The following is an 18,290-nucleotide window of genomic DNA, read 5'->3' as shown; positions in this document are numbered from 1 at the left end:
GGGCGGCGACGCGGCCGGCGGGGGGGGCGGCGGGGGCCCCCGGGGGGGCCGCCCCCCCCCCGCGCGCGCCCCCCCCCGCCCCGGCTTCGTCGGGGGGCGGGGGCGGTTCCGGACGGTGTCGTGACCGGCTTGGTCGGAGGTCGGGGGCGGCTTCGAGGGGGGTCGGGAGCGGCCCGGCTTCGTCGGGGTCCGGTGCGCTGCGAGGATGTGAGTTCAGGAAGTTCAGCCGGCCGAAGCGGGCCGGCCGGGGCCGCGGGGGACTACACCTGTATGGCGCCCCGGGAGAAGCAAGGGAGGAAGAACACCATGGTGGTCACGCTCGCCAAGGGCGGGAACGTCTCGCTCACCAAGGCCGCGCCGAACCTGACGCAGGTCCAGATCGGCCTCGGCTGGTCCGCCCGTTCGACCACGGGCGCACCGTTCGACCTCGACGCGAGCGCCCTGCTCTGCGGTGGCGGACGGGTGCTCGGTGACGAGTACTTCGTCTTCTACAACAACCTCAAGAGCCCCGAGGGCTCGGTGGAGCACCAGGGCGACAACCTCGTGGGCGGCGACGACGCGGGTGACGACGAGCTGATCCTGGTCAACCTGGAGCTGGTCCCGGCCCAGGCGGACAAGGTGGTCTTCGCGGTCTCGATCTACGAGGCCGAGGCCCGGCTGCAGAACTTCGGACAGGTGCGCAACGCCTACATCCGGGTCGTCAACTCCGTCGGCGGCGAGGAGATCGCACGCTACGACCTGTCCGAGGACGCGTCCAGCGAGACCGCGATGATCTTCGGCGAGCTGTACCGGTACGCGGGTGAGTGGAAGTTCCGCGCGGTGGGCCAGGGGTACGCCTCCGGCCTGCGCGGGATCGCGCTCGACTTCGGCGTCAACGTACAGTAAGGGCGTAAAACGGACTTATCGCACCGATCAACGATCAGATGATCACCGATCAAACGATCAAGAGAACAGAGGGCAGTGCGGGGGTGACCTGACCGGGCCCGGCCCGGTCAGGCGTCTCGGGACCAGGCCGCCCCCGACACGGCCAGAACCCGAAAGGTAGCCAACTCCCGTGTTCCTCCGCACATTCGGCTGGTCGTTCGCGATCACCGCCCTGGGCCTGATCGCGGCCGGACTGCTCTGGGGAGCCCAAGGCTTCGGCATCGTGCTGATCCTCTCCATCCTGGAGATCTCCCTGTCCTTCGACAACGCGGTGGTCAATGCCACGGTGTTGAAGCGGATGAACCCGTACTGGCAGAAGATCTTCCTGACGGTCGGTGTGCTGATCGCCGTCTTCGGGATGCGACTGGTCTTCCCGCTGCTGGTCGTCGGCCTCACCGCGAAGCTCAACCCCGCGACGGTGATCGACCTCGCCCTGCACTCCAACGCGACCCACGACGGCCTCACGTACGGCCAGTACCTGGAGGCGGCCAACCCGGCCATCGCGGCCTTCGGCGGCGTCTTCCTGTTGATGATCTTCCTCGACTTCGTGTTCGACGAGAAGGAGCACAACTGGCTCGGCTGGCTGGAGCGCCCGCTGGAGAAGGTCGGCAAGCTGGACGCCCTGTCCAGCGTCGTCGCCCTGGTCGCGCTGGTGCTGGCCTCGCGCTTCTTCGCGGCGGAGCACGCCGAAACCGTTCTGCTGGCCGGTGTGCTCGGCCTGGTCACCTACCTCGTCGTCGGCGGCCTCTCCTCGATCTTCGAATCGGGCCTGGAGGAGGAGGCCGAGCGCGAGGAGGAGGCGGAGAAGTCCGGCAAGTCCGTCGTCCAGGTGGCCGGCAAGGCCGCGTTCTTCCTCTTCCTCTACCTGGAGGTCCTGGACGCGTCGTTCTCCTTCGACGGCGTGGTCGGCGCCTTCGCGATCTCCAACGACATCTTCCAGATCACCCTGGGCCTCGGCATCGGCGCGATGTACATCCGCTCGCTGACCGTCTTCCTGGTCCGCAAGGGGACCCTGGACGACTACGTCTACCTGGAGCACGGCGCCCACTACGCGATCGGCGCGCTGGCCGTGATCCTGCTGGTCGGGATCAAGTACCACATCCCGGAGATCGTCACCGGCCTGATCGGCGTCGCCTTCATCGGGCTGGCCCTCCTCTCCTCGATGCTGCGCAACCGGCGCGAGGCGGCGGAGGGGGAGAAGGAACTCGTGGGCAGCGGGCAGTAGTCCGCCGCCCGCCACCCCCTCTCCGGCCGTAGGGCCGGGGAACGCGACGGCCGCCTCCGGGGATCCGGGGGCGGCCGTTCGCGTTGTTCCTGCGTTGTTCCTGCGTTGTTCCTGCGGGGTGCCGGGCGGGGCGTCAGCCCAGCTGCTGCTCGATCGCGCGCAGCTTGCGCTCCAGCGAGTCCAGCTTCGGCATCGAGAGGGTGTCGTCGTCGGCCGTCAGGTCGATGGTCGAGCTGCGGTAGGACGAGGACGAGGACGACGCCGAGCTGCCGGTCGAGCCGCTCGTGGAGCCGCTCGTGGAACCGCTCGTGGCGGAGGCGTAGGACGACCCGACGGCGGCACGCGGGCGGCGGCCGGTGTCCAGGGCGGAGCGGTCCAGCGTGCTCGCCGAGAGGGACGGGGTGGGGGAGAGGTACGGGTCGTGCGCGGTCGGGGCGGTGCGGTCGCTCTCGGCGGCTAGGGCAGGCTCCGTAGCGGTCTGGCCGTCTCCGGCCGCCGTGAGCGCGGGCACCTGACGCCCGCCGCGGGCCCGGGCGAGCATGCCGCCCTGGCGCGAGATCGCCTTCAACTCGGCCCGCTCGCGGCGGTCGGCGGAACGGGCGCGCACCTTGGCGTCCAGCTTCGCCTGGCGCTCCTCGCGCACCTCCTCGACCGCCTCGTCCAGGCTGCGGACGTTCTCCAGCAGCATCAGCGACCAGGCCGCGTAGGTCTCGCGCGGGGCGCGCAGCCAGCGGACGATGCGGATCTGCGGCAGCGGACGCGGCACCAGGCCCTGCTCGCGCAGCGCGGCCTTGCGGGTCTGCTTGAGCGCCCGGTCGAACAGGATCGCCGCCGAGATCGACATGCCGGAGAAGAACTGCGGGGCGCCGGCGTGGCCCAGGCCGCGCGGGGCGTGCACCCAGTTGAACCAGGCCGAGGCGATCGCGAACACCCAGACCAGCAGGCGGGAACCGAGCGCGGCGTCACCGTGGCTGGCCTCGCGGACGGCGAGCACCGAGCAGAACATCGCAGCGCCGTCCAGGCCGAACGGGACGAGGTACTCCCAGCCGTTGGACAGGCCCAGGTTCTCGATGCCGAAGCCCACCAGGCCGTGGAAGGAGAGCGCGGCCGCGACGCCGGCGCAGCAGAACAGCAGGGTGTACGAGGAGATGCCGTAGATCATCTCCTTGCGGCGGCGGCGCTCCTCGCTGCGCTCCCAGGAATCGCCGGCCTCGTCGTGCTTCGTGCTCTTGAATCGCAGCGTCGCCATCAGGATGGCGATGAACAGCAGGGCTGCGCCGCCGACGACGGTCCAGACCAGCTGTATGGAGGTCAGGTTCATTGCGGGTCGGGCCTCGGGTTTCCGCAGGGGACAGGTTCACAGCGCGACACAGGTGGTCAGGTCCCGCGGGGCGGGTGCCGCCTGACGGTTCGTTCGTCGCCGCACGACGTGCCCACCGCGCCCGCGCAGGGGCGGACGGGACACCTGTGCGGCTAGACGATATCGCGTCCGAAGGGGCGGCATGTTACGGGAGGGCGGCTTCCCCGGGCCAATCGACCCACCGGTTCGGGTCGCGGGTTCGGGTTGCGGGTTCGCGCCGCGGGTTCGCGCTGCGGGTGGGCGTCAACGGCCGGGCGGGGTAGGGAAAGGAGGAGTTCGGGTATCCGTCGGCCCGGTCGATGCCCGATCATGGACCAGCGGATCGTCCATGGACCGGCGGATCGTCAGACCGCCGCACGGAGGCAGGGGGAGAGGACTGGATGGTCTCGATCTGGGAGTACCTGCGCGGGGACAAGAGCTACACCTTCGACAACCCGGGCGGGCAGCACAAGGTCACGCTCACCAAGTCGGCGCCGCAGCACGCGATCACCGGCTCGGCCGCCACCACCGGCTACCTCTACGTCAACCTGCACTGGACCATGCGCTCGGGCGCCGTCCGGCCGAGCACCCGGGACACCCTCAAACGGTTCTTCAGCCCGCGGATCCTCAGCCCGCTGGAGCCCGACTCGCCGGGGGGCAACGAGCAACTGAACGTCGACCTCGACCTCGCCTGCATGTACGAACTCTCCGACGGCACCCGGGGCGTGGTGCAGCCGCTCGGTGAACTCTTCGGCGACCTGCGGGAACCGCCGTTCATCAAGCTCAGCGGCGACGACCAGTACGGGGCGCCCTCCGGCGAGACGATGTACGTCAACCTGGAGAAGAAGGACAAGTTCAAGCGGCTGCTGATCTTCGTCTACATCTACGACGGCACCCCGGCCTTCGAGCAGACCCACGCGGTGATAACGATCGTGCCGCAGACCGGGCCGCGGATCGAGATCAAGCTGGACGAACGTGCCCGGTCGGCGCGCTCCTGCGCGGTGGTGCTGATCGAGAACGCCGGGGACAACCAGCTGACCGTGCGCCGCGAGGTGCGGTACGTGAACGGGTTCCAGGCGGACATCGACCGGTTGTACGGCTTCGGGATGCAGTGGCAGCGGGGGTACAAGGGGCAGCAGCCGGGCGGGGGCGGGGACTGAGTCCCTGGCGGGGGCGTGGTGTTGCCCGGGGCCGGGGTGTCGCGCGGGGCCCCGCCGGGCGGCCCCGCCGGGCGTCGGGCTCGGCGGGGCGGGGTGTGGGGCGGGTCCGGGGTGCGCGGTGGTTCCGGCGGTTCCGGTGGGGACGGCGCAGTGGGTCAGTGGGGCTGGAACTGCGGTCCCTGCGGGGGCAGCGCGAACTCCTCGGCGGGCGGGCCCTGGGTCGGTGCCGGTGCCGGGGGCTGCGGCGGGACGGGCGGCTGCTGGCCGGTGCCCGGCTGGTGCTGGGGGTAGCCGTACCCGGTGCCGGGCTGGTGCTGGGGGTAGCCGTAGCCGCCGGAGTGGGTGCCCGGCTGGGGCTGCTGCGGCGGGTACGGCTGGTGGGGCTGGGGGTAGCCGTAGCCGGTCGCGGGCTGGTGCTGGGGGTAGCCGTACCCGGTGCCGGGCTGGTGCTGCGGGTAGCCGTAGCCGCCCGACTGGGTGCCCGGCTGGTGGGCCGGGGGCTGGTGGGTCGGGGGCTGGTGTGCCGGGGGCGCGGGCGGGGCCGGCGGGAGGTTCGGGGGCACGGTGGGCGGGGCCACCGGCGGGGGCGGGGTGGCCGGGCCGTTCGCGGTGGCGGCCGCCGGGGCAGGGGCCGGGGTGGCCGGAGCGGCCGGGGGCTGGGCCGGAGGTTGGGTCGGGGACTGGGGGACGGCCGGGCTCAGGGTGAAGGTGCCGGGTTCGGGCCGGGCCTCGGAGCGCGGGTCGGGCAGCGGGGTGGCCCGCGGGTCGACCGCGCCGGTGGGGGTGGCGGTGGAGGCGGGAGCCGGGGTCGACCGGGCCGCGGCCGCGGCGGCGGCCTCCGCCTCGTCGTCGACCGTGATGCCGAAGTCGGTGGCCAGGCCGATCAGTCCCGAGGTGTACCCCTGGCCGATCGCCCGGAACTTCCACGAGCCGTTGCGCCGGTACAGCTCACCCGCGACCAGCGCGGACACGTTCTCGGCGTCCACGATCGCGAACTCGGCGAGCGGAACCGCGCCGTCACCCGTGGCGGCGTCGAACAGCAGCAGCCGCAGCCCCGGGACGGCGCGGAACGAGCCGCCCTCGGAGGAACCGGCCAGCACCACCCGGTCCACCTCGACCGGCAGCTTGGCCAGTTCGACCTCGACCGTGTCGATGATCTCGGCGCCGCCCGCGGTGTGCTGCTTGGGCAGGTGGCGGACCAGGCCGGAGGGGTGGCGGGGCTGGTTGTAGAAGACGAAGTCGGCGTCCGAACGGACCTTGCCGTCGGTGCCGAGCAGCAGCGCGGACGCGTCCACGTCCGGCGCACCGGGCGTGGCGCTCCAGCGCAGCACGGCGCGGACCGCCGCCGCCGGCAGTGCGATGTTGGCGCCCTTGGCCATCACGTGCGTCATAGCGGACCATCCTGCCCGTTCGCCACCCCTTCGGACAACGTGACCGGGACGGTCGGCGTGGGGGCGGACTTTGCCAAGACTTGCGTCGGATCGAGGTTTGCGGCGGGCCTTCGCTGACCGGCGAGTGGTCCGTTCGCGCCGGGCCGTTGCCCGCAGGATGATCGTTCCGGGTGGGTCGGGTGCCGGCCGGATGTTCCGGGAGTTCAGTGCCCCGACGCCGGGAACGGCCGGAAACCGTCCGTACGATGGGCCTTCGAACAGGCCCCCGGAGGCCGGTGGAGGGGAGTCCGCCGGCGGTGCGTCCAGGCGGAAACCGCGGGCCGGAGGCCGTCCGTCCGGTCGGCCAGCCCGCCGTCCAGCCCCGAGGAGAGCACCATGCGCCATTTCGGCCACCTCGCCGACGACGTCCGCGCCCGGCTGTTCCTGGAGCAGCCGCGGACGTTCACCGCGGGGAGCGAGCCCGCGGTGCTCGCCACCGCCCTCGGCGGCACCCTCTACAGCCCCGCGACCAGGCCCGCACTGGCCGCCGACATCCGCAAGCTGGCCGGGCAGGGCGTGGTGTCGATGGTGCTCTGCCTGGAGGACGCGATCGCCGACCACGAGGTGGATGCGGGCGAACGCAACCTGATCGAGCAGTTGTCGGACCTGGTCAATGATTTCACCGATTGTGCACAGGATCATCCGCTTCTCTTCATCAGGGTCCGCACCGCCGAGCAGATCCTCGACCTGGCCGAGCGGCTCGGCCCGGCCGCCGGGCTGCTGAGCGGCTTCGTCCTGCCCAAGTTCACCCCGGAGACCGGCGGCGCCTACCTGGCCGCGCTCGCCGCCGCCGAGGCCGCCACCGGGCGGCGGCTGTTCGCCATGCCCGTCCTGGAGACGCCCGAACTCGCCCACCTGGAGACCAGGCGCGAACAGCTCTTCGGCATCGCCGGCCTGCTCGCCGAGCACCGCGACCGGGTGCTCGCCGTCCGGCTCGGTGTCACCGACCTGTGCTCCGCCTACGGGCTGCGGCGCTCACCCGACCTCACCGCCTACGACGTGGCCCTGGTCGCGGCCGTGATCGGTGACGTGGTCAATGTGCTCGGCCGGGCCGACGGCACCGGGTACACCGTGACCGGGCCGGTCTGGGAGTACTTCCCGGTGCAGGAGCGGATGTTCAAGCCGCAGCTGCGCCGCACCCCGTTCGCCGCGACGGCCGGCACCGCCCGGGCCTCCGGCGAGGAGGTCCGCCGGAGGATCATCGAGCACGACCTGGACGGGCTCATCCGCGAGGTCGAACTCGACCGCGCCAACGGCTTGTTGGGCAAGACCTGCATCCATCCCAGCCACGTCCCCGCGGTGCACGCGCTGTCCGTGGTCACGCACGAGGAGTACTGCGACGCGCGCGACATCCTGCGACAGGAGCAGGACGGCGGCGGGGTACTCCGCTCGGCGTACACGAACAAGATGAACGAGGCCCGGCCGCACCGCGCCTGGGCGGAGCGGGTGCTGCTGCGGGCGGAGGTCTTCGGGGTGGCCCGGGAGGACGTGAGCTTCGCGGAGCTCCTGTCCGCCTGCCTGTGCGGCTGACCCCGGCCCCTCGATCCGACCGTCATGGCCCGACCCGATCCGACCCGGCATGACCCGACCCAGTACGACCCGACACGCGCGAAACCGATCGATCAGCACCACCGAAGGCGGGACCAGCAGTGAAGAGAGCAGAGACGGCGGCGGTGGCGGCGGAGGGCGGCTGGACCGGGCGCTGGGTCGCCGAGCGGGCCGGGATCGCGCTGACCGGATCGGAGCGCCTGCCCGAACTGGTCGGCCTGGCCCTGCGGTCCGGCAACCCCAAGCGGGCCCACCTGCTGGTCTCCAGCGTGCTCGGCAAGCACGTCCCGCAGCGGCCCGCCGTGGTGCACGGCGCCGGCCTCGAACTCGGCCGCCGGGTCCGGGAGCTGCTCGGCCCCGCGGAGGCCGGCCGGGCCGTCGTGCTCGGCTACGCGGAGACCGCCACCGGCCTCGGCCACAGCGTCGCCGACGGGCTCGACGCACCCTGCCTGCACTCCACCCGCCGCCCCGTCCCCGGGGTGCCCCCGCTCGGCGGCTTCGAGGAGGAGCACTCCCACGCCACCGGGCACCTGCTCCTCCCGGCCGACCCCGAACTCCTCTCGGGTGACGGTCCGTTGGTGCTGGTGGACGACGAGCTCTCGACCGGCCGGACCGTCCTCAACACCATCCGTGAACTGCACCGCCGCCACCCGCGCGGCCACTACGTGGTGGTCGCCCTGGTCGACCTGCGCTCCGCCGAGGACCGGCACCGGCTCGCCGCGGCCGCCGCCGAACTCGGCGCCCGGCTCGACGTGGTGGCCACCGCGAGCGGTGGCGTCGACCTGCACGAGGACATCGTGGCCCGGGCCGAGCGGCTGATCGCCGCCGTCCCCCAGGCCGCCCCGCCGCCGGCCGTCGAGCCCGCCCCGCTGGTCCGGGTCGAGCTGGACTGGCCCGCCGGGCTGCCGGACGGTGGACGGCACGGCTTCACGGCGCACGACCGCGAGCGGCTGGACGCCGTACTGCCCGCTCTGGCCGGGCAGTTGGCGCAGGCGCTGGGTGCCGGCGCCGGGCCGGCGGACGGTGCGGCGGTGGGTGCCGGCGCGGCGGTCGGTACGGGTGCGGCGGTGGACGGTGCCGAGCAGCAGCGGGTCCTGGTGCTCGGCTTCGAGGAGCTGATGTACGCGCCGCTGCGGCTCGCCGAGGCGCTCGCCCAGCGGTTCGGCGGCGACCGCATCCGCTACTCCACCACCACCCGCTCGCCCGTCCTCGCCGTGGACGACCCCGGCTACGCCATCCGCACCCGGCTGGTCTTCCCGGCCCACGACGACCCGCAGGACGGCGGCTCGCGCGAGCGCTACGTCTACAACGTCGCCCCCGGTGCGGACGGGGCCCGCCGCTTCGACGCCGTGGTGCTGGTGGTGGACGACGTAGCCGATACCCCGGCCCTGCACCAGGGGGAGTACTCGCTGCTGCGCCAGCTGCGGCAGGTGACCGACCGGGTGGTCCTCGCGGTACTCCCCTCGTACCGCCCGGTGCTGCCCGCCGCGCCGTCCTCCGCGCTGTCCTCCCCGCCGTCCTCCCCGTTGCCGGCTGCGCTGCCGACTCCGCTGTACGGGCCGGAGTTCTCCTCCTACCGTCCGGAGGAGGTCGCCTGGCTGCTCAAGGACCTCTCCGACGTCCCGCTGGAGGCCCCCACCGAGGAGCGGGAGGAGGCCGTCCAGCACGGCGGCGCCCACTACGCCGAGTCGCTGCCGGTCGAGTACTGCCCCAGCCCCGAGTACCAGGAGCTGTTCCACCAGGCGCTGCGCGGTTCGGCCCGCCGGATGGCGCTCGCGGTCGGCACCGTCGCCGAGACCCTGTTGCGCGAGCGGGGGCCCGGCCTGGTGCTCGCCTCGCTGGCCCGGGCCGGCACGCCGGTCGGCATCCTGGTCCGCCGCTGGCTGGCCTTCGCCCACGGCCTGTCCGTGCCGCACTACGCGGTGTCCATCGTCCGCGGCCGCGGCATCGACCAGGTCGCGCTGCGCTATCTGGCGGCCCACCACCGGGCGTCCGACGTAGTCTTCGTGGACGGCTGGACCGGGAAGGGCGCGATCACCCGCGAACTCACCGACGCGCTGGCCGGCACCGGCTTCGACCCGGACCTCGCGGTGCTCGCCGACCCGGGCCGCTGCGTCCGGACGTACGGCACCCGGGAGGACTTCCTGATCCCCTCCGCCTGCCTCAACTCCACGGTGTCCGGGCTGGTCTCGCGCACCGTACTGCGGGCCGGACTGATCGGCCCCGGAGACTTCCACGGCGCCAAGCACTACGCCGACCTCGCGGGCGGGGACGTCTCGGAGGCCTTCCTGACCGCAGTGGCCGACCACTTCGGGGAGGTCCGCGCCCTCGCGGTCGAGGCGGCCGGACGGCTCGCCGCCGACCCGGACCGCACGCCCGACTGGGCCGGCTGGGCCGCCGTCGAGCGGATCAGCGCCGAGTACGGCATCGACAACATCAACCTGGTGAAGCCCGGCGTCGGCGAGACCACCCGGGTGCTGCTGCGCCGGGTGCCCTGGCGGGTGCTGGCCCGGCGCGGCGCGGGCACCGACCTCGACCACGTACGGCTGCTCGCCGCCCAACGCGGCGTCCCGGTCGAGGAGGTGGACGGGCTGCCGTACAGCTGCGTGGGCCTCATCCACCCCCGCTACAGTCGGGGCGCGACGGGGGAGAGCGGACGGGCCGTGACGGGGAGGGAGTCCTGATGGGTGCCGTGGACGGTACGGGTGGCAGCGCGGGTGGCGGTGCGGGCAGTGCAGGTGGTCCGGGCGGAGCGGGTGGTCCGGGCGGTGACGAGGGTGGCGTGCTGGTGGCCAGCGACCTCGACCGTACGCTCATCTACTCCGAGCGGGCCCTGGCCCTGGCCGGCCCCGACCGGCTCGCGCCGCGGCTGCTCTGCGTCGAGGTGCTGGACGGCCGCCCGCTGTCCTTCCTGACCGAACGGGCCGCCGCCCTGCTGGTCGAACTGGGCCGCCGGGCCCGCTTCGTACCCGCCACCACCCGGACCGTCGAACAGTACCGACGGGTCAACCTGCCCGGACCGACGCCCACGTACGCGATCTGCGCGAACGGCGGGCAGCTGCTGGTGGACGGCGAGCCGGACCGCGACTGGCGCCGCGAGATCACCGCGCGGATCGCCGCCGGCGCCGCCCCGCTGGACGAGGTGGTGCGCCAACTCGCCCTGAGCGCCGACCCGGAGTGGACGCGCAAACGGCGGGTCGCCGACGAGCAGTTCGCCTACCTGGTCGTCGAACGCGACCGGCTGCCCGACGGCTGGCTGCCCGAACTCACCGGCTGGTGCGCCGAACGCGGCTGGCGGGTCTCACTGCAGGGCCGCAAGGTGTACGCCGTGCCGCAGCCGCTCACCAAGAGCGCCGCGCTCGCCGAGGCCGTCCGCCGCAGCGGCGCGCACACCGTCCTGGCGGCCGGCGACTCCCTGCTGGACGCCGACCTGCTGCTCGCCGCCGACGCCGGGTGGCGGCCCGGGCACGGCGAACTGGCCGACGGCGGATGGACGGCCCCCGGCGTCACCGCCCTGGCGGAGGTGGGGGTGGCGGCGGGGGAGGAGATCGTCCGCCGGTTCCTGACGGCGGCCACCGCGGCCACCGCCTCGGTCATGCCCGCCGACCCCGTCGTCGCCGGTTAGCCGTCGGTCGGTCGCCACCGGTCCTCCTCGGTCAGCCGCAGCACCCGCCGCCGCAGCAGCCGCCCCCGCCCCCGCTCGGGGCCTGCTGCGGCGCGCCGCCCGCCGCGCCGGTGACGGCGACGGTGGACAGCAGCTTCACGGTGTCCGGGTGGCCCTGCGGGCAGACGGCGGGGTCGTTGGCCTGCGCCATCGCGCGGCGGAGCTCGAAGGTGGCGCCGCAGGAGCGGCAGCGGAAGTCGTAGCGTGGCATACCGGCAGGGTACCGACCGCGCTCAACGGTGCGGGCCCAGATCGCCGCGGATCATGCCGATCACCCGTGCCGCCGTCTCGCGCACCGCCGCCAGCTCGGTCAGGAAGTGCCAGTAGTCGGGGTGCCGGCCCGAGGCCTGGAGGGTCTCCAGCGCCCGGTCCAGTCGGGCCACCGCCTCGTCCAGCGGGCCGGCGTGCCGCGGGTCCGGCGCGGTGCGGCCCGCCATCGCCAGCCGCTGGGCGTCCCGGACGGCGAAACGGGCGCGCTCCGCCTCCCGGTTCGGGTCGTGCTGCACCTCGTTCAGCTGCCGCAAGCGGTCGTTCACGGCCTGCACCGAGCCGTCCGCGGTCTCCAGCAGCGCGCGGACCGTACCGATCGCGGCCGTGGCGTCCGCCCACCGCTGCTCGTCCCGGGCCCGGGCGGCCTCGGCGAGCTTGCGCCCGGCGGCCCGGCCCGCCTCGGCGACCTGCTCGGGCACCCGCTGGAGGTCCTGCCAGCAGGCCGTGCTGAACCGGCGGCGCAGCTCGCTCAGCGCCGGATCGACCGTCTCCGCCTTGGTCTCCAGCGCCTGGATCCGGGTCCGCAGGCTGGACACCCGGCGGTCCAGCTCCCGGGCCCGCTCGGGCAGCTGGGCGGCATCGGCGGTGATCGCCTCCGCCCGCCGCCGCACCTCCTCGGCCCGCTGCAGCGTGGCCGCCACGCCGTGCCGCGCCGCCCCCTCGTTCAGCCGCCCCAACTCCGGCGCCAGCTCGGCCAGCCGGGCCGCCAGGTCGTCCGCCCGCAGCCCGGCGCCGCGCACCTCGTCCAGCGTGGTGGTCGCCCGCAGCAGCGCGTGCTTGGCCTGCTCCACGGCCGGTGTGACCCGCATCAGCTGCTGCTCGGCGTGGAGCAGGGTCGGCTGGAGGCGGCGCAGGAAGTCGGTCAGCTCGGCGCGGGCCGAGCGGAGCTGGCCCTGCACGTCCACCAGCAGCCGCCGGGCCTGGGCCACCGAACCGGCGTCCAGGTCCTCCCGGTCCAGGTCATGGGCGTCGAGCGCGGCCAGGTAGTTCACCGTGACCTGCTCGACCCGGCCGGAGATCGCCGGCAGCTCGGCCAGCACCCGCTGCGCCGCCACACCCTCCTCGACCGCCCGGACGGTCTCCACCGCCAACCGGAGCTCGCGCTGCGTCTCGTCCAGCTCGTAGAACGCCTCCTGCGCCGCGGCCCGCGCCTCCCGCGCCTCCGCCCGCACACCGTCCCCGGCACCCCGCCGCCCCCACCAGCCGCCACTGCCCGCCGACGCCAGCCCGACCGCCCCCAACGCACCCGCCAGCACCACCGGCAACACCAGCGCGTCGCCCAGCGCACTCCCCGCCCGACGCCGCCCCCGCCGCCCGCTCCCGCCGGCCACCGCCACTGCGCGCTCCCTGCTCCGACCCGCTGATCCGCGCCCATTCTCCCCGATCCCCCCGCACCACGGGCAGCCCCCTCCCACCACCCCACCCCGCCCGCACCACACCACCCCGCCGGACCAGGTACCCTAGGCACTCGTCGTACGCCCGAAGGGCCACGACCGGGGGCGCGTAGCTCAGTGGTAGAGCGCTGCTCTTACAAAGCAGATGTCGGCGGTTCGAAACCGTCCGCGCCCACCCCGTGAACAGCTGAAACGCGCACTGCGGCCCAGGTCAGGAGCATGATTCCGACCTGGGCCGCAGTCGTTCCGGCAGGCTGACAGCAGTCTTGGACGGTTTCGATGCGCGAGTCCGACGCCTGAATCTCTCCTAAACGATCTCGGGGAGTCGGGGCCCGGTGCCGGCTCAGGCAGGGGAGGCGCTCCCGGTCGGTGGTGCGAGGTGAGGGGCTCCACCTCGGGGTGGACGGGGGTGGAGCGGGGGTGGCTCCACCCGGGGGTGGTGGTGGGGTGGTGGGGTGGGGCGGAGGCTTGCGGGATGGGAGCTCTGCAGTCGGTATTGGGTGTGGTGACCGGGACGTGCGTGGCGATCTTCTGCGTGGCCTGGGTCGCGGGTGTCGTCTACTTCGCTGTGGTGGGGAGGTCCGGGTTCCGGGGGTGGTTGGGCGGGTTGCGCCGTTCGCTGTTGCGGCGGGTCCTGTTGGGCGTCGGGGTGTACGTGGTGCTGGCGGTGGTGGACCGGACTCAGGGTTTCTGGCGGGAGTTGAGGTTCTGGCAGCCGGAACTCGCGGTGCTGGGTGGGGTGTTGGTGGTGGCCTCGACGGCTTTCCTGCTGTGGGCCCGGTGGGTGCTGGGCACGATGTGGGCGAGTGTGCCGGCCGTTCAGGAGCGGCACGAGCTGCGGACCGACGGGCCGTACGGGCTGGTGCGGCACCCCATCTACACCGGGCTGCTCGGGCTGGTCGGCGGGGGCATGCTGGCCTGCGGCTTCGGGGTGTGGGTCGCCTATCTGCTGGTCGTCGTCCCGTGGTTGCTGCTGAGGGTGCGGGCCGAGGACGGGATGATGGCCGGCCTGTTCGGGGCGGAGTACGAGGGATACCGGGCCCGGGTGCCGGCGCTGGTTCCGCGGGGGTGGCACCGCCCGGGTCCGTCCGGGAGTTGAGGGCGTCCCCGGGGCGCCGGGGCGGGGGCCTGCTGTGGTAGGAGAAACGGGTGACTACCAAGGCTTTTGATGCGGTGCTGTGTGATGTGGACGGTGTGATCCGGTTCTTCGACGGGGCCGGGGTGGCCGCGCTGGAGCGGGCCGCCGGGGTGGAGGAGGGGAGCACGGCGGCGGTCGGGTTCGCGCCGGTGAACGACCTGCCCTTGTTGTTGGGGCGGATCGGCCGGGCGGAGTGGGTGGACTCGATCGCGCGCGGGTTGGCCGGCCGGGTGTCGGAGGAGGCGGCCCGGGGCCTGGCGGAGGCGTTCGCGCACTCGCCGTTCTGGGCGGACGAGGTCGTGGTGGAACTGCTGCGGCGGGTGCGGGAGCACTGTCGGGTGGTGCTGGTGACCAATGCGACGGTGTGGCTGGACGAGGACCTGGCGTTCCTGGGGCTGACGGACCTGGCGGACGAGGTGGTGAACAGCTCCCGGGTGGGCAGCGCGAAGCCGGACCGCCGGATCTACGAGATCGCCGCCGGGCGGGCCGGGGCGAGGCCGGAGCGGTGCCTGTTCGTCGACGACCGGCAGGAGAACGTGGACGCGGCGGTGGCACTGGGGATGACCGGGGTGCTCTACCGGGGCCCGGAGGACCTGCGGCGGGCGCTGGCACCGCTCCTGGGGTGACTGGTGACGGGTGATGGGGACGGGTGACCGGTGGCGGGGCCGCAGGGGCCGGGCGAGGATCGGGGGGACCGTACGGACCCCTGAGGGCGGTGGGCGCGGATGGCGGAGCGGACGGGGGAGGCGGGGGAGACCCGGGCGGAGCTGTCGGCGCGGTTGAACTGGTTGCGGGCCGCCGTGCTGGGTGCCAACGACGGCGTGGTCTCGACGGCCGGGATCGTGACCGGTGTGGCGGGCGCGGCCGGGTCCCGCGCCGCGCTGCTGGCGGCGGGGGTGGCCGGGCTGCTGGCGGGGGCGATGTCGATGGCGGCCGGCGAGTACGTCTCGGTCAGCACCCAACGGGACACCGAGCGGGCCGCGTTGGCGAAGGAGCGGCGCGAGCTGGCGGAGGACCCGGAGGGGGAGCTCGACGAACTGACCGACTACTACCGGGACAGCGGGCTGGCCGACGGGCTGGCCCGGGAGGTGGCCACGGCGCTGACCGAGCGGGACGCGCTGGCGGCCCACGCGCAGACCGAACTCGGCATCGATCCGGAGGCGTTGACCAATCCCTGGGAGGCGGCGCTGGCGAGTGCGGCCGCGTTCACGCTGGGTGCGCTGGTGCCGCTGCTGGCGGTGCTGCTGCCGCCGGAGTCCTGGCGGCTGGGGGTGACGGTGGCCGCGGTGGTGCTGGCGCTGACGGCCTCGGGCTGGACGAGTGCCCGGCTCGGCGGGGCGGGGGCGGGGCGGGCGGTGGCGCGCAACGTGGCGGGCGGGCTGCTGGCGATGGCGGTGACGTACAGCGGCGGGGTGCTGCTGGACCACGTCACCGGCTGAGGCGCCCGTCGGTTGCCCCGCCCGTCGGCCGTCCCGCCCGTCGGCTGCCGCGCTCGACGGGCAGGCTCCGGCGGCCTGTGTTTGTGTGGCTGCAAACCGCTTGGGAGAGGTGAACCATCGTGACCATGCCCCCGTTCGGATCGAACGACCCGTTCTCCGACCTGCTCAGCCGGTTCTTCGGGATGAGTCCGCTGGCCTCCCCGCCCGCCGTGCAGCGGGTGCCGATCGGGCGGCTGCTCAGCGAGTCCTCCCAGGAGCTGCTGGGGCTCGCCGCGCAGCGTGCGGCCGAGGACGGCAGCAGCGACCTGGACACCGCGCACCTCGCCTGGGCGGCCACCCGGGTGGAGCCGTCCCGGCGGATGCTGGAGCGTGCGGGCATCGACCCGGACCGGCTCTCCGGGGACCTGGAGCACGCGCTGCCCTCCGGCAACTCGGAGGCGCTGGACGGGCGGCCCGCCCTGACCCCGTCGGCCAAGCGCGCGCTGCTCGCCGCGCACGCCCGTTCGCAGGCGGTCGGCGCCTCGTACATCGGCCCGGAGCACATCCTCGGTGCGCTGCTGGAGCAGGAGCGGTCCGGTGCGGGGACGGCGCTGCGCAACGCGGCGCCCTCGCAGGAGGCGTTGAAGTCGGTGCTGGACGGGCGCGGCACGGGCGGCGAGCGCAGCAGCACGGGCGGGCACCCGAGCGACACCCCGACCCTGGACGAGTACGGGCAGGACCTCACCGAGGCGGCGCGCGGGGGCCGGTTGGACCCGGTGGTCGGGCGGGCCGAGGAGATCGAGCAGACCGTGGAGATCCTCTCCCGGCGGACCAAGAACAATCCGGTGCTGATCGGGGAGCCGGGCGTCGGCAAGACCGCGATCGTCGAGGGCCTGGCCCAGCGGATCGTCTCCGGGGACGTCCCGCAGAGCCTGCGGGACAAGCGGGTGGTCACCCTGGACCTGACCGCGCTGGTGGCCGGCTCCAAGTACCGGGGCGAGTTCGAGGAACGGCTGAAGAAGGTGATCGACGAGGTCACGGCGGCCGAGAAGAGCGTGATCCTCTTCCTGGACGAGCTGCACACCGTGGTCGGCGCGGGCGGTGGCGGCGAGGGGTCGATGGACGCCGGCAACATCCTCAAACCGGCCCTGGCGCGCGGGGAGTTGAGCGTGGTCGGCGCGACCACGCTGGACGAGTACCGCAAGCACGTGGAGAAGGACGCCGCGCTGGAGCGCCGCTTCCAGCCGGTGCTGGTGCCGGAGCCGAGCGTCGAGGAGACGATCGAGATCCTCCGGGGGCTGCGCGACGCGTACGAGGCGCACCACCAGGTGCGGTTCACCGACGAGGCGCTGGACGCGTCGGCGACCCTCTCCGACCGGTACGTCAGCGACCGCTTCCTGCCCGACAAGGCGATCGACCTGCTGGACCAGGCCGGCGCCCGGGTGCGGCTGCGCAGCCTGAGCGGCTCCACCGAGTCGACCTCGGTGCAGGACCGGATCACCAAGTTGAAGCGGGAGCTGGACGAGGCGGTCGCGGACGAGGAGTTCGTCCGGGCCGCCAACCTCAAGTCCGAGCTGCGGCGCACCGAGGACGAGCTGGCGGCGATCGCCGAGTCCCGCGAGGAGGTCGTCGACGTGACCGCCGACGACATCGCGCAGGTGCTCTCCTCCCGCACCGGCATCCCGGTCGCGGAGCTGAACGCGACCGAGCGGGAGCGGCTGCTCAGGCTGGAGGACCACCTGCACGAGAAGGTGATCGGCCAGGACGAGGCGGTCACCGCCGTCGCCCAGGCGGTGCGCCGCGGCCGCGCCGGAATGGGCGACCCGGACCGGCCGACGGGATCCTTCCTCTTCCTCGGGCCGACCGGTGTCGGCAAGACCGAGCTGGCCAAGGCCCTGGCGGCGCTGCTGTTCGGCGACCCGGACCGGATGATCCGCTTCGACATGAGCGAGTTCCAGGAGAAGCACACCGTCTCCCGGCTGGTCGGCTCCCCGCCCGGGTACGTCGGCTACGAGGAGGCCGGGCAGCTGACCGAGGCGGTCCGCCGCAAGCCGTACAGCGTGCTGCTCTTCGACGAGGTGGAGAAGGCGCACCCGGACGTCTTCAACCTGCTGCTCCAGGTGCTGGACGACGGGCGGCTCACCGACTCCCAGGGGCGTACGGTCGACTTCCGCAACACCGTGGTGATCATGACCAGCAACATCGGCTCGCAGCGGATCCTGGACCACTCGGGCAACGTGGACGAGATCAGGGACGACCTGATGCGGGACCTGCGCCGGCAGTTCCGGCCGGAGTTCCTCAACCGGATCGACGAGGTGATCGTCTTCCACGCGCTCACCCGGAAGGACCTGCTGTCGGTGGTCGACCTGCTGCTGGAGCGCAGCCGGCGGCGGCTGCGGGCCCAGGACGTGCGGCTGGAGGTCACCGAGGCGGCCAAGGAGTACCTGGTCAACCGCGGCTACCAGCCGGAGTTCGGGGCCCGGCCGCTGCGCCGGACGATCCAGTCGGAGCTGGACAACCGGATCTCCAACCTGCTGCTGGACGGGACGGTGCGGGAGGGGGACACGCTGATCGCGGACGTCGGTGACGGGGAGCTGACGGTGACGCTGGCGCGGCCGGAGGCGTCGGCGGCCGTCGCGGAGGCGTCGGCGGGGGCGCAGCCGGAGGAGTAGCCGGGGGCGCCAGCAGGGGGAGTAGGGGGAGGCGCGGGCGGAGGGGTAGGCGCAGGGTGCGGGCGGCCGGGGCAGGGAGCTGACCGGTTCGGGCGTACTCCAGCGGGA

Annotated in this window: 14 protein-coding genes and 1 tRNA gene; 11 read left to right on the top strand and 4 right to left on the bottom strand. The window is 73.5% G+C overall.

Annotation, left to right across the window (positions count from 1 at the left end; genetic code table 11):
• The first annotated feature begins 306 nt into the window (after positions 1–306).
• On the top strand, positions 307–885 hold the full coding sequence (locus ACFXOZ_RS26815; protein ID WP_375887786.1) for a TerD family protein: 579 nt from the start codon (positions 307–309) through the stop codon (positions 883–885).
• Between the two features lie 169 nt (positions 886–1,054).
• Positions 1,055–2,149, top strand: a complete 1,095-nt coding sequence (locus ACFXOZ_RS26810) for a DUF475 domain-containing protein (RefSeq protein WP_375887788.1) — start codon at positions 1,055–1,057, stop codon at positions 2,147–2,149.
• 133 nt (positions 2,150–2,282) lie between these two features.
• Here the strand turns inward: ACFXOZ_RS26810 and ACFXOZ_RS26805 are convergent, their stop codons facing one another.
• Positions 2,283–3,470, bottom strand: a complete 1,188-nt coding sequence (locus tag ACFXOZ_RS26805) for a DUF2637 domain-containing protein (RefSeq protein WP_380593053.1) — start codon at positions 3,468–3,470, stop codon at positions 2,283–2,285.
• 419 nt (positions 3,471–3,889) lie between these two features.
• Here ACFXOZ_RS26805 and ACFXOZ_RS26800 point away from each other — a divergent pair, with 419 nt between their 5' ends.
• Entirely contained in the window at positions 3,890–4,648 is a 759-nt protein-coding gene (locus ACFXOZ_RS26800; RefSeq protein WP_375887791.1) for a Tellurium resistance, read from the top strand.
• 155 nt (positions 4,649–4,803) lie between these two features.
• Here ACFXOZ_RS26800 and ACFXOZ_RS26795 read toward each other — a convergent pair whose 3' ends face one another.
• Positions 4,804–6,039 (bottom strand): TerD family protein, encoded by a 1,236-nt coding sequence (locus ACFXOZ_RS26795; RefSeq protein WP_380593052.1) that lies wholly within the window; start codon positions 6,037–6,039, stop codon positions 4,804–4,806.
• 375 nt (positions 6,040–6,414) lie between these two features.
• On the opposite strand from ACFXOZ_RS26795, the gene ACFXOZ_RS26790 reads away from it, so the two are divergent.
• The 3 genes from ACFXOZ_RS26790 (at position 6,415) to ACFXOZ_RS26780 (ending at position 11,251) form a co-directional block, all read left to right on the top strand.
• Positions 6,415–7,608 (top strand): HpcH/HpaI aldolase/citrate lyase family protein, encoded by a 1,194-nt coding sequence (locus ACFXOZ_RS26790; protein ID WP_380593051.1) that lies wholly within the window; start codon positions 6,415–6,417, stop codon positions 7,606–7,608.
• A 119-nt stretch (positions 7,609–7,727) separates the two neighbouring features.
• Complete coding sequence (locus tag ACFXOZ_RS26785) at positions 7,728–10,310, top strand: phosphoribosyltransferase (protein ID WP_380593050.1); 2,583 nt, start codon at positions 7,728–7,730, stop codon at positions 10,308–10,310.
• Entirely contained in the window at positions 10,310–11,251 is a 942-nt protein-coding gene (locus ACFXOZ_RS26780) for an HAD family hydrolase (protein WP_380593049.1), read from the top strand. Before ACFXOZ_RS26785 ends, ACFXOZ_RS26780 begins: the two co-directional genes overlap by 1 nt.
• 31 nt (positions 11,252–11,282) lie before the next feature.
• Here ACFXOZ_RS26780 and ACFXOZ_RS26775 read toward each other — a convergent pair whose 3' ends face one another.
• Positions 11,283–11,501, bottom strand: coding sequence for a zinc ribbon domain-containing protein (locus tag ACFXOZ_RS26775; RefSeq protein ID WP_375887805.1), 219 nt, complete (start codon positions 11,499–11,501; stop codon positions 11,283–11,285).
• A gap of 22 nt (positions 11,502–11,523) precedes the next feature.
• On the bottom strand, positions 11,524–12,897 hold the full coding sequence (locus ACFXOZ_RS26770) for a hypothetical protein (RefSeq protein ID WP_380593048.1): 1,374 nt from the start codon (positions 12,895–12,897) through the stop codon (positions 11,524–11,526).
• 160 nt (positions 12,898–13,057) lie between these two features.
• Between ACFXOZ_RS26770 and ACFXOZ_RS26765 the strand changes: the two genes are divergently transcribed.
• The 5 genes from ACFXOZ_RS26765 to ACFXOZ_RS26745 all read left to right on the top strand — a co-directional run bounded on the left by ACFXOZ_RS26765 (position 13,058) and on the right by ACFXOZ_RS26745 (position 18,182).
• Positions 13,058–13,129, top strand: a tRNA-Val gene (locus tag ACFXOZ_RS26765).
• 300 nt (positions 13,130–13,429) lie between these two features.
• Positions 13,430–14,053 carry a methyltransferase family protein gene (locus tag ACFXOZ_RS26760; RefSeq protein ID WP_380525257.1) on the top strand — a complete coding sequence of 208 codons (624 nt, stop codon included), beginning with the start codon at positions 13,430–13,432 and terminating at the stop codon, positions 14,051–14,053.
• Between the two features lie 50 nt (positions 14,054–14,103).
• The gene (locus ACFXOZ_RS26755; protein ID WP_380525256.1) at positions 14,104–14,718 is read left to right on the top strand and encodes an HAD family hydrolase; all 615 of its coding nucleotides are present in this window, start codon (positions 14,104–14,106) and stop codon (positions 14,716–14,718) included.
• A 99-nt stretch (positions 14,719–14,817) separates the two neighbouring features.
• Positions 14,818–15,531 carry a VIT1/CCC1 transporter family protein gene (locus ACFXOZ_RS26750; protein ID WP_380525255.1) on the top strand — a complete coding sequence of 238 codons (714 nt, stop codon included), beginning with the start codon at positions 14,818–14,820 and terminating at the stop codon, positions 15,529–15,531.
• 125 nt (positions 15,532–15,656) lie between these two features.
• A complete protein-coding gene (locus ACFXOZ_RS26745; protein ID WP_380525261.1) occupies positions 15,657–18,182 on the top strand; it encodes an ATP-dependent Clp protease ATP-binding subunit in 2,526 nt (841 codons plus the stop codon).
• Positions 18,183–18,290 lie beyond the last annotated feature (108 nt).

The sequence above is a fragment of the Kitasatospora sp. NPDC059160 genome, assembly GCF_042755465.1.
Classification (GTDB): Bacteria; Actinomycetota; Actinomycetes; order Streptomycetales; family Streptomycetaceae; genus Kitasatospora.
Note: the sequence above shows the minus strand (reverse complement) of the source record. Positions and strands in the feature narration are given on the sequence as shown.

Coding starts and splice junctions, on each gene's coding strand:
- ACFXOZ_RS26800 (WP_375887791.1), top strand. CDS start 3,890: ATGGTCTCGATCTGGGAGTACCTGCGCGGGGACAAGAGCTACACCTTC.
- ACFXOZ_RS26775 (WP_375887805.1), bottom strand. CDS start 11,501: ATGCCACGCTACGACTTCCGCTGCCGCTCCTGCGGCGCCACCTTCGAG.
- ACFXOZ_RS26805 (WP_380593053.1), bottom strand. CDS start 3,470: ATGAACCTGACCTCCATACAGCTGGTCTGGACCGTCGTCGGCGGCGCA.
- ACFXOZ_RS26750 (WP_380525255.1), top strand. CDS start 14,818: ATGGCGGAGCGGACGGGGGAGGCGGGGGAGACCCGGGCGGAGCTGTCG.
- ACFXOZ_RS26795 (WP_380593052.1), bottom strand. CDS start 6,039: ATGACGCACGTGATGGCCAAGGGCGCCAACATCGCACTGCCGGCGGCG.
- ACFXOZ_RS26745 (WP_380525261.1), top strand. CDS start 15,657: ATGCCCCCGTTCGGATCGAACGACCCGTTCTCCGACCTGCTCAGCCGG.
- ACFXOZ_RS26780 (WP_380593049.1), top strand. CDS start 10,310: ATGGGTGCCGTGGACGGTACGGGTGGCAGCGCGGGTGGCGGTGCGGGC.
- ACFXOZ_RS26790 (WP_380593051.1), top strand. CDS start 6,415: ATGCGCCATTTCGGCCACCTCGCCGACGACGTCCGCGCCCGGCTGTTC.
- ACFXOZ_RS26760 (WP_380525257.1), top strand. CDS start 13,430: ATGGGAGCTCTGCAGTCGGTATTGGGTGTGGTGACCGGGACGTGCGTG.
- ACFXOZ_RS26815 (WP_375887786.1), top strand. CDS start 307: ATGGTGGTCACGCTCGCCAAGGGCGGGAACGTCTCGCTCACCAAGGCC.